This window comes from Lysobacter sp. yr284, assembly GCF_900107375.1.
Taxonomy (GTDB): Bacteria; Pseudomonadota; Gammaproteobacteria; order Xanthomonadales; family Xanthomonadaceae; genus Lysobacter.
In genome coordinates, this window is sequence record NZ_FNPT01000006.1 from 13,123 (window position 1) to 28,765 (window position 15,643).

Sequence of the window (15,643 nt, forward strand, 5' to 3'; positions counted from 1 at the left end):
GCAGCAGCCTCATGCCGCATCCTTGGACAGACGCAGGCGCGCTTCCAGCCCGCCGCAGCGCGAGCGCGCCAGTTCGAGGCGGCCGCCGTGGGGCTCGACCACGCGCTTGACGGTGTCCGGCGTCGGCGTCGGCAACGCTGAGCGCGAGTCTGTCGCGGTCTGCGCCTGCGCGCACAGCGAGGCCAGCGGGTTGGGGATCTGGTGCGCGGCTTCGGCGATGAAGGCTCGCGGCGCGCCGATATTGGTCGACAGGCGCGACATGAAACGGTTCTGCGCGGCGACCACGTGCGACAGCTCGGACGGCACCGCGCGGTCGACCGAGATCCGGGCCAGCACCAGCACCAGCGCGGCGACGGCGAACCGCGCGATCCAGCCGGTGACGTGCCAGACGATGTCGTCGGCCACGGCCTGGTGCGCGCGCCGGGTCTGGCCGGTCTGGACCAGCGTCGCGCCGCCGTCGCCGCTACCGGACCGGCGCAGCACCGCGAAATCGACTGCGTCTGCGAAGCATCAGCGCCGACTCGATTGCTTTACTCACGGAACTTCACACACGCTGGTTACGGATGCTTTTTCGAGTGAAGTCGCGTCGGCGCGAAATAAACGCCGAATTTTGTGAGCTCAATCAAGCATCGATCAAAAAAGCTGGCCGCAGTTTGCGCTTGACAGCGTAGTAGCAGGCGATGAGCCAAGACGCAGATGCTTTCGCCTGAAGCGACGGCGCTTGCGTTGAATCGCGCAACGGGCGATCCATCGCCGAAACGGCGGCGCCCATTCGGGGAGTCCTCGCAATAGTCCTGCACCACCATGCACGACGCGGTCGGCGTGGGCCGGTGGAAGAAAATTTTCGTGATCCGCAAACCGCTCGACGGCACTGCTCCGCTAAGCATGTGTCACGCGGCGCCGTTTCCGCGCAACCGTCGGCATGACAGTCGGTGAGGGCTGCAGCGGCGCCTCCCTCAAGTTCTGGAAGTCCATCGATACAAGGAGACCCCATCGTGGCAGGCATCCAATGGTCGGCCCCGCAGTCCCTGGCCTACATCCCCACCGGCAAGCTGGTGACGTTCACGGCGATGCACCAGGCCCAGTACACGCAATACGTCCAGATCATCGACGCCAACAACCGGCCGATCAGTTTCTATTGCCTGGATGGCAGTCAGGCGACTTTCCCGATCTCGGGCAGCGGCGTCAACGTCGGCTTCCTGCAGAACGGAGCCGGCAGGTTCACCATGGCGGCCGGGTTGCAGGTCCAGTTCGGCAGCAGCGGGTCGAAGGTTCCGTTGGTTTCGGCGGGCAATCCGGTCCAGTTCTTCATCAACGGCTCGGTATTCGGTGGCGGCACCTTGTACGTGACCGAAGACGGCGGCGACATGGATTACAACGACACCAGCTTCGTGATCCAGTGGTACGCCTACGTGGGCTGACCGCCTCCGCTCCCGTTCCGACTGATGTCGGGACGGCCCGATCGCTCGTGAATTCCCATGGCTGCCGCGATGGATCGCGTGGATTCGTCACGCGGCGCACCAATGACGGAGTGCGGTAATGAAGACCAGGATCGTTATGTTCGGCGCGCTCGCCAGCGCGCTGGCGATGTCCGCGGCGTGCACGAAAACAGAACCCGTAGTCGCCGCTTCATCGGTCTCCAAGGATCAGGCAACGCCGTTTCCGGGCGGCGCGCCGATCACCGCGGCCGACCTGACCGCGACCCCGGCGGCGTTGCCCGCCGCGCCGCCGGCGTACAACTACGACCCCTACAACCCCAACATCACCCACGCGCAGTACGCCCGCTTCGCCTGGCGGCAGTTCATCCACTTCAATTCCCCGGCGCAGAAGAACGGCGTCGATGTCGCCGGCAAGTCTCCGGTCGTGCGAGGGGCCATCGATCCGGGCCGCAACTTCGCCGCATCCGGCGCCAGCGACTTCTACCAGAGCGGCAGAACCGCCGCTTCCAACTTCAGCAGCAATCAGTTGGTCTGGGAAACCTTCGCTCACCGCTCCGAACTGTTCCCGGCGGGATCGGCGCCCAAGGGCGATCTCGCTGCCTTGGACCCTGAGTACGTCTTCCAGGCGAATCTGAAGGTCGCGTCGGCCGATGCCCGATTCAACAATCTCGACGAAAACAGCCAGATCGGCCAGAACCAGATCTTCTTCCCGAAGAACGGCAACACGCCGTCGCCCAATCCGCAGGACGATCACATCATCCTGTTCCAGGCCAAGGTCAATCCGGTCGAATACGATTACATCAAGTCCATCTACAACGCCGGCAATCCCCCGACTTCGCTGGAACTGCCCCCCAACGCGACGAACCAGGGCGAATCCGTCGAGGTCAAATCGGCCTGGCGGGAAATGACGCCCGCCTTGATCGCATCCGGCCGCTATCACACGGCCGAGGCCTTGTACTACTACAAGGAAAACGGCGTGACCCAGGCCCGGGTGGCCACCTTCGGCCTGGTCGGCGTGCACATCCTGCGCAAGATGGAAAACTACCCGACGTTCGTCTACACCACCTTCGAACAGGTGGACAGCCTGACCACGCCGGACAAGAAAGACACCGGGTTGTATCTCATCAACCTCTATAACGACATGCAGTACGACGCATCGGTACCGTCAGGGACGCGGCCGACGGCGATCCTCAACACCGGATCCAACCGGACCGCGGTCCAACTGCCCTTGGCCGGCGCGATAGACAGCGCCCACGGCTACGATGTCGTCCCCGGAAAATTCGTCATACCGAACGGGTTTTCGGGGCCGATCAAGGTCCAGAATCCGCCGGTGGCGACCAGCGCCGTCTATGACGTCAACAACGAAGTCCAGCAAGCCATGGCCGGCTCGCCGGCGTTCAAGGACTCGGTGTGGCGTTACTACCGTCTGGTGGGATTGCAGGTGTTGCCCACCAACGAGGACAGTTCCGTCACGCCGGCCAAGCCCGATCCGCTGACCCAGGACTTTTACCTGGCCAACATCGTGATCGAGAGCAGCCAGCCCGGCATCCAGTTGTTCAAGGGCGGCGTCAAGGATCCCGATCCGGACCAGCAGCAATTCACCCTGCTGGCCAAGCGCGGGCTGCCGAGCATCCTGGGCGTGAAGAAGCTGCCTCCGAACTCCGACAAGCTGGTGATGGGCGGATGCATGGGGTGCCACGGCAACGCGCAATACCCCAGGAACACCGAAGGCCAGGGCCCGAGTATCTTCAGCTTCCTGATCAACCAGGGCACCATGGGTGGACAAGGCTTCAGCGCCGACGTCCGCAACGAATCCTCTGCGGAGTTGAGCAAGAAACGCCTGGAGTATCTGGTCTATTGAGTAAGGCGCGGGCCCGGAAGCGTTCTCGCTTCCGGGCGACGCGTGGGGGTTGCGCGGCGCACGTTCGCGCGCAGGGATGCCGATGCAGCGCGCTCCAGTGGAGTTCGGTCCATTCGGCCAAGCCGCGACGGACATCGAGCAGTTTTGGCCTTGCTGCTCGGGCGGCGAGCGCGGCGGTCTTGCCAGCTCAAGAATCGCCGGTCACGGCTCCGACCCCAGAAGGCTTCGCTCGACCCCCTTCAAGGCGGGGTCCTTGCGGCACGCCGACAGCGGCCGCGCCTTGGACGAGACGATCTCCAGGATGTTCTTTTCCTCGGCGTCGACCCGCACCTTGAAGCAGGCGCAGCCGTAGCCATGGCGGCCGGCGTTCGTCGCGCGCCACTGTCCCGGCGGATACTCCGGCGGCCAGTCGCCCTTGGCTTGATAGCCGCCCTGGATGGCGATCGTCCACTCGCCGTCGCGATCGTACAGGGAGGCGTTGCCCGGAGTCGGATTGTCGAACCAGCCGCAGCGCAGCTCGGCGCCGGGGCGCTGCGCGGCGTTGGCGGTACCGAACGCCAGGAGCAGCGCGGCGATGGCGGCGATGTTCGTTCGAAGGCTCATGCAGATCGGTCCTGGTTGCAGGCGCGATGCCGCGCAGCGGCCGCGCAGGCTTCGACGGTCATGGGCCGTCCGAGTACACCGCGGGCAACGTGCGCTTGGCGCCGTCCAGGCTCAGGGACACGGTCACTTCCTGTTCGATGCCGATGGCCTCGCCTTCGTCCAGGCGTTCCCGGACCGCCCCTGCGGGCTTTACCTGCATCCGCAAGCCATCGCCGGCGAACGTTCCCGCCAGCCGCGGCGCGCCCGCGGCGGGCTCCGCGCCGATGCGGCGCAGCCGATACGAGCGTCCGCCCAGGGCCACCTCCACCGGTTCATCGAGCGATCCGCAGTGGTCGGTCACGAACGGGATCGAGCCCAGCTCCCTGGCCGATTCGCCGCAACGCGCGCGGTAGGCCGGTTGCACCCGCGCTTCGCACAGGCGGACATGCAGCCGGCGCATCGGTTCGTCCGGCACGACGCCGATGCGCGCGTCGGCGGCGCAGTCGTCGCCGGACGCCTCGTTCGGTACCAGCCGGTCGCTGCCGGCCGCGGGCGCCGATGCGCTACTGTCGGCCGCGTCGGCCTTGCGATCCTTGGAATCCGACCGCCCCTGCGCTGCGTGGCCGGGTGCGGCGACCGCCAATAACGCCAGTACGGCGATGTGCGCGAGATGCTTCATCGTTGCTTCCTTTCGATGCGGCTTATGACAGCATGGTTCTGCCGCGAAGACCAGGGGACTCGCCGTCGGTTCCGCCTGCGCCCGCGAGCGGCCTGCCGGCATTCCAGGCAGGGCATGCGTAGCATCGGCGCTGCCGATGCGTCCGGCGACAGTCGCCTGGCGCGAGCGCGTCGGCTGTATCGAACCCATCCCCTCCATTGCCGCCCTTCGCCATGACGCTATCCGCCGCCGACCGCCAGCGCATCGAGACCCTGTTGCGCGCCCATCGACTCGTCGTTTTCATGAACGGGGCGCCGGATGCGCCGGAGCGTTTCTTTTCGCACAAGATCTGCCGTCTGCTCGACGGCCTCGGGCTCGACTATGCGCACGTCGACGTGTCCGCCGATTCGAAGCTTCGCGAACAGATCAAGGCCTACGGCAGGCTGCAGGCCATCCCGCAGCTGTATCTCGACGGAAAGCTGTTGGGCGACAGCGACGTTGTCGAGCGGATGGCCGGCGCCGACGAACTGCACGCGGCGTTGGGGCTGCCCGCGCCGGACCGCACGCCGCCTGCGGTGCGCTTGACCCAGGCCGCCGCCGAATTCCTGCGCGGCGTCGTCCGCGGCAAAGGCGAGGGCACGGTGGTCGACATCGCGGTCGATCCGCAGTTCCGCAGCAGCCTGCGCTTCGGGCCGCGCAGGAACGAGGCCATCGCCGCCGAGGTGGATGGCGTTGCGCTGCAGTTCGATCTGGCCAGCGCGCGCCGCGCCGAGGGGCTGTCGATCGACTGGCAGGATGTCGAGCGCGGTCCCAGCTTGTCGCTCAGCCATCCCAGGGCGCCCGTGCCCAAGCCGGTGCGTTGGATCTCGCCGAGCGAAGCGGACGCCCGCGTTCGCGCGGGAACGCTGACCATCGTCGACCTGCGCCGCGAGGAAGAACGCGCCTTGGCCCGGCTCTCCGTACCGTTCCTGTATCTGGACGAAGGCACGCACGAGATTCGCAACATGCCGCCGCAGGCGCCGCTGGCGGTCCTGTGCCACCGTGGCGAGCGGTGCTGGCATGGCGCCCAGCACCTCGTCCAGCTGGGCCATCGCGACGTGTACGCGATCGAGGGCGGCATCGATGCCTGGGCCGCGGACGTGGACGCATCGATACCGCGCTATTGAGCCGACGGCGCGAGGGCGGCCCCGCTCGCCCACGAGGCGGTTCGCGGACAGGCGATCCGGGCCGGCGGCCGCCTGCGCCTGGCCCGTTGGCGATGCGTCCTCGCAGCATATTTCGCAGCGTGACGGTCGCCGCATTAATCGAAACTGGGACAACTTGACACGCGGATCGCCGCGCACCACAGTCGGCAGCGACCAATAGCGCCGCACACGCATGCGGCGCACTGCGCGGATCGGCAACCGGCCGCGCGACTGTCGTCATTGTTCTCTGGGGGGAAGGCCGCGCCGCAGCAGGTTTGCCGCGTGGCATGAAAAGGCTGGCGCGTCCGTGCCGGCCTCCTTCCCTATCCGCCAGGCACCTGGAGAACAAACCTAATGAGCATCAGAGTGGCAGGATTCTTGCTGTCCGGCTTTTTGCTGACGGCCGGGCTGTCGCCCGCGCACGCGCAGAGCGCCAGTTGCGCGGGCATCGCCGAATGGAACGCGTCGACCATCTATAACGCGGGCAGCAAGCTCGTCTATCAGGGGCGGCTGTACCAGGCGACGACGTCGATCTGGAATACGCCGCCCACGCACTGTCCGAGCTGCGGCTACTACCAGGATCTCGGGGCCTGCAGCGCGGGCGGCAACACACCGCCCACGGTCGCGTTGACCGCGCCGGCGAACGGCGCGAGCTTCGCTGCGGGCGCCACCATCGCCGTCACGGCGAATGCGGCCGATGCCAACGGCAGCGTCGCCCAGGTGCAGTTCTTCCGCGGCGGCACCTCGCTGGGCGTCGACACCACGGCCCCGTACAGCGCGACCTGGACCAACGCGGCCGCAGGCAGCTACGCGATCACCGCGGTCGCGACCGACAACGACGGCGCCAGCACCACCTCGGCCGCGGCCAACATCACCGTCACTACCGGGACGCCCGACACCACCCCGCCCAGCGTGCCGGCCGGGCTGGTCGCGGCGTCGGTGACGTCGTCCAGCATCAACCTGAGCTGGAGCGCTTCCACCGACAACGCCGGCGGCAGCGGCGTCGCCGGCTACGACGTCTACCGCAACGGCGCGCTGGTCGGCTCGCCCACCGGTACGTCCTTCAGCAACACCGGCCTGGCCGCGTCCACGGCCTATACCTTCCGCGTGCGTGCCCGCGACAACGCCGGCAACGCCTCGGCGCAAGGCGCGCAGATCAGCGCGACCACCAGCGACGGTGGCGGCGGCGACAACACCCTGCCGAAGCATGCGCTGGTGGGGTACTGGCACAACTTCACCAATCCCTCCGGCCCCACCTTCCCGATCAGCCAGGTCTCCAACGACTTCGACGTCATCGTGGTCGCCTTCGGCGACGACGCGGGCAACGGCGCCGTCAGCTTCACCGTCGATCCGGGCGCGGGAACCGAAGCGCAATTCAAGGCCGACGTGGCCGCGGCGCGCGCGCGCGGCAAGAAGGTCGTGCTGTCGCTGGGCGGCCAGAACGGCACGGTGACGCTCAACAACGCGACCCAGGTCGCCAACTTCGTCAACAGCATGGAAGACCTGATCCGCTACTACGGTTTCGACGGCGTGGACATCGACCTGGAAAGCGGCGCGGGCGTCTACCACGGCGCGGCCGTGCAGACGAATCTGGTCACGGCCGTCAAGCAGCTCAGTACCCGCATCGGTCCGTCGTTCTATTTGTCGATGGCGCCCGAGCACCCGTATGTCCAGGGCGGTTTCGTCGCGTACAGCGGGATCTGGGGCGCCTACCTGCCGATCATCGACGGCCTGCGCCAGGAGCTGGACCTGATCCACGTGCAGTACTACAACAACGGCGCGATGTACTCGCCGTACAGCCAGAACGGCTTGCCCGAAGGCTCGGTCGACATGCTGGTCGGTGCCAGCCTGATGCTGATCGAGGGGTTCCGCACCAACAACAACACCGGCGTCGTCTTCAACGGTCTGCGGCCGGACCAGGTGGCGTTCGGACTGCCCTCGGGCCCGTCCTCGGCCAACAGCGGACAGGCGTCGTCGGCGACGATCGCCAACGCCCTGAACTGCCTGACGCGGCTGCAGAACTGCGGAGCCATCCGGCCCCAGCAGGCCTATCCGACCTTCCGCGGCGTCATGACCTGGTCGGTCAATTGGGATCGGCGCGATGGTTTCAACTTCTCCAGGCCGGTGCGGGCGACGTTGAACACCTTGCCCTGACCGGCAGCGGATAGTTCGGGGCGGGCAACGCTTCGCCTGGCCCGCAACGCCTTCCTATTCGGCGCCCTCGATGGGCGCCGATTTTTTTCGATTCCGCGCAAGATCGCTTCAGCGCGCCGACGCGCGCTCGACCCAGCCGGAGCTTCGATTCGATGGGGCGACGTCGCCAGCGCGGGATCGGCCTGCGCGAAGCTGTTGCAGCCGGCACGGCGATAACGCCCTGGGCGATGAAGCGCAGGGGCGCCGAAAGCTACTCCTGCCGTTCGGGAAACTTGAATCCGATGTAGGTGCCGGAGCTGAGCCCCATCAACCCCAGCAGCGTGGCGCTGAATTCCGGCATGGCCAGGCTGTTGTAGACGCAGGATACGAACATGATCCCGAGCACGATCGTCCAGGCGAAAATCTGGAAGCGGTGAAACGAATAGCCGTCGCGATCGGCCATGACGTCGCGAAGGAATCCGCGTGTCGCGCGCGCCGGCTTCTTCGGATCCAGCGACGATGAGCGATGGGCCGCCTGTACCAGCCGCTTTTGGGCCTGCTGTATTTTCTCGTCCAGGCCGTCCCGGCGCGCGATCTCCTCGGGCGACGCCGCCGGGTCCGCGTCCGGCTCGGCGCGTTGAAGCCGCAAGTCGGCGACCGTCTTCTCAAGCTCGCGCCGCTCTGCCGAAAGGTCCCATCGCCGTTGCGAGTGCGCCGAGTCCTTGCTGGAGTCGATCAGCGCTTCGCTCAACGCAGTGCCCGCGCTGATTCCCATCAGCCCGAGCAACGATGGCGTAATCGTGTCCAGCATGTCGGTGATCAGCCAGATCACCAGGTAGGAGACGTAGATGAGGAAGAACCAGAACGCCATTTGCGTGCGCCCGAGGTTGTAGGCCTTGGGGCTTCCGTCGGCCGGCGCGGCGCCTGGCTCGCGGATGATGCTGGTGCTGCGCGCCAAGCGTATGAACAAGATCAGGGTCAGCGAGGCGACCAGCGCTGCGGTCGCGCCGAACACGGGCGAGATGACCGTCATCAGCACCGGGTTGGCTTTGTCGTGGACGCTTTCGAACGGCGCGTGGCCCTCCAGGCCGATGCTGAATCGCACCGGTCGGCGCAGGCCGTCGGGTGCGCCCAGCAGATCCGTCCAATGCTCTTTGCTTTCGGGGGTGATCTTCAGATGGAAGTAGATGCGGCCCTCATGAGGGTGGACTTCCTCGGGGTAGTTTCCACGAATCGACCGGCCGTCGATGAAGGGAACGAGTTTCGCCGGATCGTTCGTGGCCGACCATTCCTTCAAGTTGGCGACGGTGACTTCGGTGATGTCGTCGAGTTCCAACGGGCCATCGATACCGGAAACTTTCGGGGCCGGTATCGGCGCAGGCGCCGCATCGGCCGGCCCCGTATCGACAACAGCGTCGTTGGAGGTCGTGGCGTCCTGGGCGCCGGATGCCAGCGCGCCGCCCGGCGCGATCATGGCGTACACCAGCACAAGCCCCAGCACAGACGCGGGAACCGGCCGATTTCGAGGCATGTACGGCATGATCGTTCTCCGCGCGATTCCTCAACGAAAGTATTCCCGCTCAAGAGCGCCGGGCTTCGGTTACGGACTGCGGCCGCCGAAACGCAAGTAGGCCGTCGCGAGCTTGGAGTCGTAGCTGTTCTTGGCGAAGCCCACGCCGTTGTATGCGGCTGCGAAGCCTTTCCAATCCCTGCTGCGCAGCGCATCGATCAGTCCCGGGCGGCGTATGAAACTGGAGAATGCCGCGAGCTGGGCGTCCGCGCTTTGCTTGTGCGCGGCGACGAAGGCTTCGATGTCTTCGAATCCGCATATCTCGAAGTTGAAGCCCATGATCTGGAACGCGCCCCAACTGGCGGACTCCAACGCCGCCGCGCGATCGAGGGCGCAGGCGGCGTCCAGCCGCCGCCATTCGCCCGCGACCGATCCGGAATACTTGGTTCGATCCCAATGCGGGTAGCTGAGCTCGGGATGGCTCGCGTCGAAGCGGCCCTGGGTTTGCCGATGGAACACGTGGCCTTCGAAGAGGACCTTGGGCAACTGCGAAGGCGGCCGCATGAAGCCGCCGCCGGACGATTCGACCTCCGCGACGGCCCGCAAGCAGGCTTCATCGACGTCCAGCGTGCCTGCCAGGTCCTTCCACGCCTGCGGCGAGACAATTCGGTTCATGGCGGTTCCACTGGGACACGGTTATGGGAAGGCAGTGCGGCAACGACGCGAACGACGGCTGGCGCGACGGGCAGCCGTTCGACGGTCCGCGTCTTTCGTCGCGTGCCGCTCGGTTTAACGCCGGTATGGCCGCCTCGTGAACCGCGGATTGCCGGCGTAGCCATCGCATCGCTCCGCATCGCGGCCGGCAGCCTGGCCCGGCGTGGATGCGCGAGGCCAGCCAGGAGCGCCCCTCGGCCGAGGCCCGGCGGCGCATGTAGCGCCGTCTTCGCGCCGCTCACGCATGGCGTTAACGCGACGGCTGCCAGGGTCGTGTCCATCCGCTGCGATCTTCTCGACACGTGCAGGAGAACGCGACATGAGCACGTTGCGAGGGCAAGCGCCTGCGGGCGAAGAGGTGTGGACCGGGCGCGGCGAACTGCGCGACCCCGGCGATCGTCCGGATCGGCCGGAGCAGGCCGCGCCGGAGCGCGCCACCGACACGCCGCGCGGCGTGCCCGAGCCGGCCGGCACCGGCGTTGGCACCGTTAACCGAGGAAAGGCGCAGTAACGCAAGCGCAGCACCCCATCAACCAGGAGACCGACATGGCCGATTCCGACGCGCTCGCGCGCAAGCTGTGGAAGCACCTGCACGACGACCGCACCGTGATGCTCGGCCTCGAAGAGGAGGGCGGCTTTGCGCGACCGATGACGGCGCTGGCCGAGGGCGACCGCCCGCCGTTGTGGTTCTTCACTTCCCGCGACAGCGATCTCGTCCGCCGTCTGGACGGAACGCGCGCGGCGACCGCCGCGTTCGCATCGAAAGACCACGCGGTGTTCGCCAGCATCCGCGGCACGCTGACGCTGGATGCCGACCGCGCCGTCGTTGCGCGCCTGTGGAATCCGTTCATCGCCGCCTGGTACGAGGGCGGGCAGGACGATCCCAAGCTGGCGTTGCTGCGTTTCGACGCCGACAACGCCGAGGTGTGGTTGAACGAGAACAGCCTGCTCGCGGGCGTCAAACTGCTGCTCGGCATGGACCCCAAGAAGGAGTACGCCGACAAGGTCGGCGAAGTCGATCTGGGCCGTTGACCGCGCGCGTGCTGACTACCCCGGATGGCCGCTACATCGTCGTCGACGGGCGCTTATGGCGCGCCGCCGACCCGCGCCTGAGCGCCGCCGACAAGGAACAGGCGGTGAGCGAACTCATGGCGGCGCGACGGGCGGTGCGCGCGGCCGCCGGCGATGCCAATGCGTTGCGCGACGCGCGCCGACGCGTCGATGCGGCCAAGCGCCGGCTCGGCGAGCGCGGGCCGGTGTGGTGGAGCGACGGCGCGCCCGACTACAACCGGCGCATGGTCGCGCGGACGCCGTATGCGGCGTGGTTCCAGGAACGGGACGCGCAAGACCGGTGCGAGGAGTAAAGCGCTGGTCGCGCCCGCGCGTTCGGCTCGCCCGGCTTGCGCGACGACATCGCCGGCACCGGTGAATGCGTCCCGGCCCATCGGCGCGTCGGCGGCTAGCGTTTGCGGCATCCGCTCGAACTCGTAGCGGGCCGCCCGCGTGGGCCGGTGCGGGTTTTCCAGGCGCGACGTCGGCGCGGACGGCGCATGCCGGCGCCACCGTCGCGTTCGCAGACGCCGACGCATTCCGCCCAACGCGGACTATTGCCACGTCCCCGTGCTTGACCGCATCATGGGCAGATGTGCCCTGGGGAGGGACGCATGCAGCGCGCAGCGTGCCCCAGGCGGAATTCTTGACACGTGAGCGCCATCCAACGACACCCGGTCGCGGCTTGGCAGGCGGGCGCGCTTGCGCTCGTGATCGGCTTGACCGTGATCGTTCCGGCGCTGGTGCTGCGCAGTGCCGGCGACGCGGCCAAGCGTTCCTCGGACATGGTCCGCCACACCCTGGAAGTCGACGCGCAGGCGCAATCGCTCGCGCTGCACGTGCGCGACACCGAAGCGGCCGCGCTGTCGCTCGCCGCCGGCGTCGACACGCCGCGCCTGCGCCAGCGCCTGGCCGTCAGCCGCCAGCAGATCGGCGGCGCGATGACCGCGCTGCAACGCCTCACCGAAGACAACCCGGAACAGCAGCGCCGGCTCGGCGAACTGCAGAATCAGGTCAGCCTGCGCCTGGGCAACATGGACGCGCTGGCGCGGTCGGGGCCGGCGTCGACCCGCGCCCAGGTCGACGCCGCGGTGCGCCAGTATCCGGTCGGCGAGCTGATCGCCCGGGTCATCGCCGAAGAGCGCGGCCTGCTCGCCCGGCGCCAGCAGCAGTATCAGCGGCGCAGCACGCTGACCGAACTCACCCGCTGGCTCGCGGTCGTCGCCCAGGTGCTGCTGCTCGGCGCCGCGGCGGGCTACGCCGTGCGCCAGTTGCGCCGGCGCGTGGGCGCCGAGCGCGACGCCGCCCAGGCCAACGCGCATGCCGGTCTGGTGCTGGATACGGTGCGCGAGCCGATCGCGGTGATCGACGCCGAATCCCGCGTGGTGCTGTTCAATCCCGCGTTCGCCGAACTGTACGGCCTGCCGTCGGATGCGCACGGCCGCAGGCTGGCCGAATTCGACGGCGGCGCCTGGACCGACGAGGAGACCGTGCGCCGGCTCGGCGACGTGCTGTCGCGCGGCCGCGAGATGTGGGACTACGAATGCGAGCAGACCACCGCCGACGGGGTCCGCCGCACCATGCTGATCAACGCCCGGCGGATGCCGCTGAGCGAGCATCAGGGCCGCACGGTGATGATCGCGGCGACCGACATCAGCACGCGCCGCGCCAGCGAGAACCGCATCCACGAACTCAACCGCCAGCTCGAAGGCAAGATCGAGCAGGTGTCGGAAGTCAACCGCGAGCTGGAAGCCTTCAGCTACTCGGTATCGCACGACCTGCGCGCGCCGCTGCGCCATACCGCCGGCTTCGCCGACAAGCTGCAGCGCCATCTGGGCGAGGCCGCCGACGAGAAGAGCCGGCACTACCTCGGGGTGATCTCGACCTCGGCCAAGCGCATGTCGCACCTGATCGACGACCTGCTGGTGTACTCGCGCCTGGGCCGCAGCGCGCTGCGCTTGCAGTCGGTGGACATGCAGTCGCTGACCCAGGAGACGCGCGCGATGCTCGACGCGAACCTCAAGCTGGACCAGCCCGAGCGCATCGTCGAGTGGCATATCGGCCGGATGCCCGTCGTCGTCGGCGACGAGAACATGCTGCGCCAGGTCTGGCTCAACCTGCTGGGCAACGCGGTCAAGTACAGCGCGCAGCGCCAGCCGGCGACGATCGAGCTGAGCCACGCCTACGACGCCGAGGGCAATCACGTGTTCACCGTGCGCGACAACGGCGCCGGCTTCGACATGGCCTATGCCGGCAAGCTGTTCGGCGTGTTCCAGCGGCTGCACTCGGCCACCGAGTTTCCCGGCACCGGCATCGGCCTGGCGACGGTGCGCCGGGTGGCGTCCCGCCACGGCGGGCGCGTCTGGGCCGAAGGCCGGCCCGGCGAAGGCGCGACCTTCTTCCTGCTCCTGCCCGCTTCCGACCAACCCCTCAACGGACGACTGCCTTCATGACCGAACTGCGTACGATCCTCCTGGCCGAAGACAGTCCGTTCGATGCCGAAATGGCCATCGACGCCTTGCGCGACGCCAACCTGCTCAACCCGGTGGTCCACGTCAACGACGGCGTGGAAGCGCTGGATTACCTGCTCCGCCGCGGCGCCTTCGCCGGCCGCACCGACGGCGATCCGTCGGTGGTCCTGCTCGACATCAAGATGCCGCGCGTCGACGGGCTGGAAGTGCTGGCCGAGATGCGCAAGGACGAAAAGCTGCGGATGCTGCCGGTGGTGATCCTGTCCTCGTCGCGCGAAGAGGCCGACCTGGTCCGCAGCTGGGACCTGGGCGTGAACGCGTACGTGGTCAAGCCGGTCGACGTCGATCAGTTCTTCGACGCGGTGCGCACCCTGGGCCGGTTCTGGGCGGTGCTCAACGAGCCGCTGGACCCGAACTGAGCGCGCCGGGATGAGTTGGCGCCTGTTGTTCGTCGACGACGCCGAAGAGGACGTCGAACTGGCCGAGTTCGCGCTGAGCGAGCTGGCGGTGCCGTGGACGCGGCGGCGGGTCGCGACGCGCGACGAGCTGATCGCCGCGCTGCGCGACTACGATCCGCACCTGGTCCTGTGCGATCTGAACCTGCCGGGCTTTTGCTGGGAGGAAGCCCGGCAGCTCGTCTTCGCCGCCGCGCCGTCGCCGCAGTTCGCGGTGCTGACCGGCGCGGTGGAACAGGCCGAGCATCTGGCCGGCCTGCCGGTGTGGGACAAGAACCGGCTCGATCGGTTGCCGCGGCAGGTGTCGGCGCTGCTGGCGCCGCTGCGGGCCGCGCCCGCCGCTTAGCGCGTCCGGCGCGTCCGTCTCGCGCGAGAACGGATCGCCGGAGCGGGGCGCGACGCGCGCGGTCCCCGATCCGGCCCGCCGCGCCGGCGGTCGTTCGAAGAGGCGAGGCGCTCAGCGCGCCTGCAGGCCCAGGCTCATGCGCGCGCCCGATACGAACGCCGGCGCCGCGGTCGAGCGGGCCGGCTGCCGCTCCCAGATGCGGACCCACGCCACCGCGACCACATCGCGCGCCTGCTGCCAGTCCAGCCGCGATTCCTTGCCGGTGCGGCGGTAGCGGGTTTCCAGTTCGTCGAGCATTTCGGTCAGGTCGCGGCCGTTGGCTTTCAGGCAGGCATCGATGCCGAGCTTGAGCGCCGGCTTCACGTCTTCCCAGCGCAGCTTGCGGCAATGCGGCAACTCGCGGAACTGTCCGCGCCAATGCGCCAGTTCGGCATCGGCGTCCACCACCAGTGCGATTTCCTGCAGAGTCTCGAACGCGTGCATTCCCATCGTGAGCGACCTTGTGCGATGAAGGGGCGTTTCCCCGAGGGCCCTGAACCTAAGCAGCCGCTCGTCGGCGAAGCGTGAATAAAGCGGCGCTTTCCGAATCGATGCGCTAACGCGAGATGTGGCTGAACTGTTCAGTGGGGAACTGCGCGTCGCGACACATCCGCGGCGAAAACCGCGCGTTCGGGCGCGTGTTCTGCGAACGCGAGCGCCAGCGGATGCGACGGTCGTCGCGCGACGCCGCCCAGGCGCGTCGCACGGCGGCCATGGATCGCTTCGGCGGCTAGAACGAGATTTCGACCGAGGCCGCGCTGCGGTCGGCGTCGCCGTGGTGCACGGCTTCGATGTTGTTGCCGTCCGGGTCGAGAACGAAGGCGGCGTAATAACCGGGGTGGTAGGCGCGCTCGCCGGGCGCGCCGTTGTCGCGCCCGCCGTGGGCGAGCGCGGCGCGGTGGAACGCATCGACCATCGCCCGGTCGCGCGCCTGGAAGGCCAGGTGGTGGCGTCCGGTCAACGCGCCCTGCGCCGCGCGGCTGGCGGCGCTGGAGACGAACAGCTCGTCGGCCCAGAAATAATCCTCGCCGCTGCCGCCGATCGGCACCCCCAGCACGTCGAACACCGCGGCGTAGAAACGGCGGCTGGACTCCAGGTCGTTCACCACCAACTGCAGATGATCGATCAGACGGCCGCGGTGCAGGGTTTGCGTTGCCATGGCGGGCTTCCGCTGGAGAGGAGCATGGAGCTTACGCCCGGT

At 67.8% G+C, this 15,643-nt stretch carries 17 protein-coding genes; 10 read left to right on the plus strand and 7 right to left on the minus strand.

The annotated features are described in order from the left end of the window. Positions 1-9: 9 nt before the first annotated feature. Positions 10-483 (minus strand): ATP-binding protein, encoded by a 474-nt coding sequence (locus BLV01_RS11620; protein WP_091799230.1) that lies wholly within the window; start codon positions 481-483, stop codon positions 10-12. Positions 484-995: 512 nt separating this feature from the next. Here BLV01_RS11620 and BLV01_RS11625 point away from each other — a divergent pair. Both BLV01_RS11625 and BLV01_RS11630 read left to right on the plus strand, forming a co-directional pair. Continuing rightward, complete coding sequence (locus BLV01_RS11625) at positions 996-1,421, plus strand: hypothetical protein (protein ID WP_091799233.1); 426 nt, start codon at positions 996-998, stop codon at positions 1,419-1,421. A gap of 118 nt (positions 1,422-1,539) precedes the next feature. After that, positions 1,540-3,300 (plus strand): hypothetical protein, encoded by a 1,761-nt coding sequence (locus tag BLV01_RS11630; RefSeq protein ID WP_091799236.1) that lies wholly within the window; start codon positions 1,540-1,542, stop codon positions 3,298-3,300. Between the two features lie 201 nt (positions 3,301-3,501). Here the strand turns inward: BLV01_RS11630 and BLV01_RS11635 are convergent, their stop codons facing one another. Beyond that, the gene (locus BLV01_RS11635; protein ID WP_091799239.1) at positions 3,502-3,903 is read right to left on the minus strand and encodes a DUF4087 domain-containing protein; all 402 of its coding nucleotides are present in this window, start codon (positions 3,901-3,903) and stop codon (positions 3,502-3,504) included. Between the two features lie 58 nt (positions 3,904-3,961). Next, a complete protein-coding gene (locus BLV01_RS11640; RefSeq protein WP_091799242.1) occupies positions 3,962-4,561 on the minus strand; it encodes a hypothetical protein in 600 nt (199 codons plus the stop codon). A 212-nt stretch (positions 4,562-4,773) separates the two neighbouring features. Here BLV01_RS11640 and BLV01_RS11645 point away from each other — a divergent pair, with 212 nt between their 5' ends. After that, positions 4,774-5,706 carry a glutaredoxin domain-containing protein gene (locus BLV01_RS11645; protein ID WP_091799245.1) on the plus strand — a complete coding sequence of 311 codons (933 nt, stop codon included), beginning with the start codon at positions 4,774-4,776 and terminating at the stop codon, positions 5,704-5,706. A gap of 384 nt (positions 5,707-6,090) precedes the next feature. After that, positions 6,091-7,878: an Ig-like domain-containing protein gene (locus tag BLV01_RS11650; RefSeq protein WP_175485879.1), complete on the plus strand. Its 1,788-nt coding sequence runs from the start codon at positions 6,091-6,093 to the stop codon at positions 7,876-7,878. 250 nt (positions 7,879-8,128) lie between these two features. Here the strand turns inward: BLV01_RS11650 and BLV01_RS11655 are convergent, their stop codons facing one another. Then, complete coding sequence (locus tag BLV01_RS11655) at positions 8,129-9,397, minus strand: hypothetical protein (RefSeq protein WP_139178628.1); 1,269 nt, start codon at positions 9,395-9,397, stop codon at positions 8,129-8,131. A 60-nt stretch (positions 9,398-9,457) separates the two neighbouring features. Beyond that, positions 9,458-10,042, minus strand: a complete 585-nt coding sequence (locus tag BLV01_RS11660; RefSeq protein WP_091799253.1) for an N-acetylmuramidase family protein — start codon at positions 10,040-10,042, stop codon at positions 9,458-9,460. Between the two features lie 358 nt (positions 10,043-10,400). Here BLV01_RS11660 and BLV01_RS25425 point away from each other — a divergent pair, with 358 nt between their 5' ends. From BLV01_RS25425 to BLV01_RS11685, 6 genes are all read left to right on the plus strand, one after another. After that, on the plus strand, positions 10,401-10,592 hold the full coding sequence (locus BLV01_RS25425; protein ID WP_139178629.1) for a hypothetical protein: 192 nt from the start codon (positions 10,401-10,403) through the stop codon (positions 10,590-10,592). Between the two features lie 35 nt (positions 10,593-10,627). Next, positions 10,628-11,113, plus strand: coding sequence for a pyridoxamine 5'-phosphate oxidase family protein (locus tag BLV01_RS11665; RefSeq protein WP_091799255.1), 486 nt, complete (start codon positions 10,628-10,630; stop codon positions 11,111-11,113). A gap of 8 nt (positions 11,114-11,121) precedes the next feature. Continuing rightward, a complete protein-coding gene (locus BLV01_RS11670; RefSeq protein WP_254782619.1) occupies positions 11,122-11,445 on the plus strand; it encodes a hypothetical protein in 324 nt (107 codons plus the stop codon). Positions 11,446-11,841: 396 nt separating this feature from the next. Continuing rightward, positions 11,842-13,584: a sensor histidine kinase gene (locus tag BLV01_RS11675; RefSeq protein ID WP_254782620.1), complete on the plus strand. Its 1,743-nt coding sequence runs from the start codon at positions 11,842-11,844 to the stop codon at positions 13,582-13,584. Beyond that, positions 13,581-14,021, plus strand: a complete 441-nt coding sequence (locus tag BLV01_RS11680) for a response regulator (RefSeq protein ID WP_091799261.1) — start codon at positions 13,581-13,583, stop codon at positions 14,019-14,021. Before BLV01_RS11675 ends, BLV01_RS11680 begins: the two co-directional genes overlap by 4 nt. Before the next feature lie 10 nt (positions 14,022-14,031). Then, positions 14,032-14,403 (plus strand): response regulator, encoded by a 372-nt coding sequence (locus BLV01_RS11685; protein ID WP_091799264.1) that lies wholly within the window; start codon positions 14,032-14,034, stop codon positions 14,401-14,403. Between the two features lie 111 nt (positions 14,404-14,514). On the opposite strand, the gene BLV01_RS11690 is transcribed toward BLV01_RS11685, so the two are convergent. Beyond that, the gene (locus BLV01_RS11690; protein WP_139178630.1) at positions 14,515-14,892 is read right to left on the minus strand and encodes a hypothetical protein; all 378 of its coding nucleotides are present in this window, start codon (positions 14,890-14,892) and stop codon (positions 14,515-14,517) included. 280 nt (positions 14,893-15,172) lie between these two features. Beyond that, positions 15,173-15,601, minus strand: coding sequence for a VOC family protein (locus BLV01_RS11695; protein ID WP_091799270.1), 429 nt, complete (start codon positions 15,599-15,601; stop codon positions 15,173-15,175). Positions 15,602-15,643: the final 42 nt, after the last annotated feature.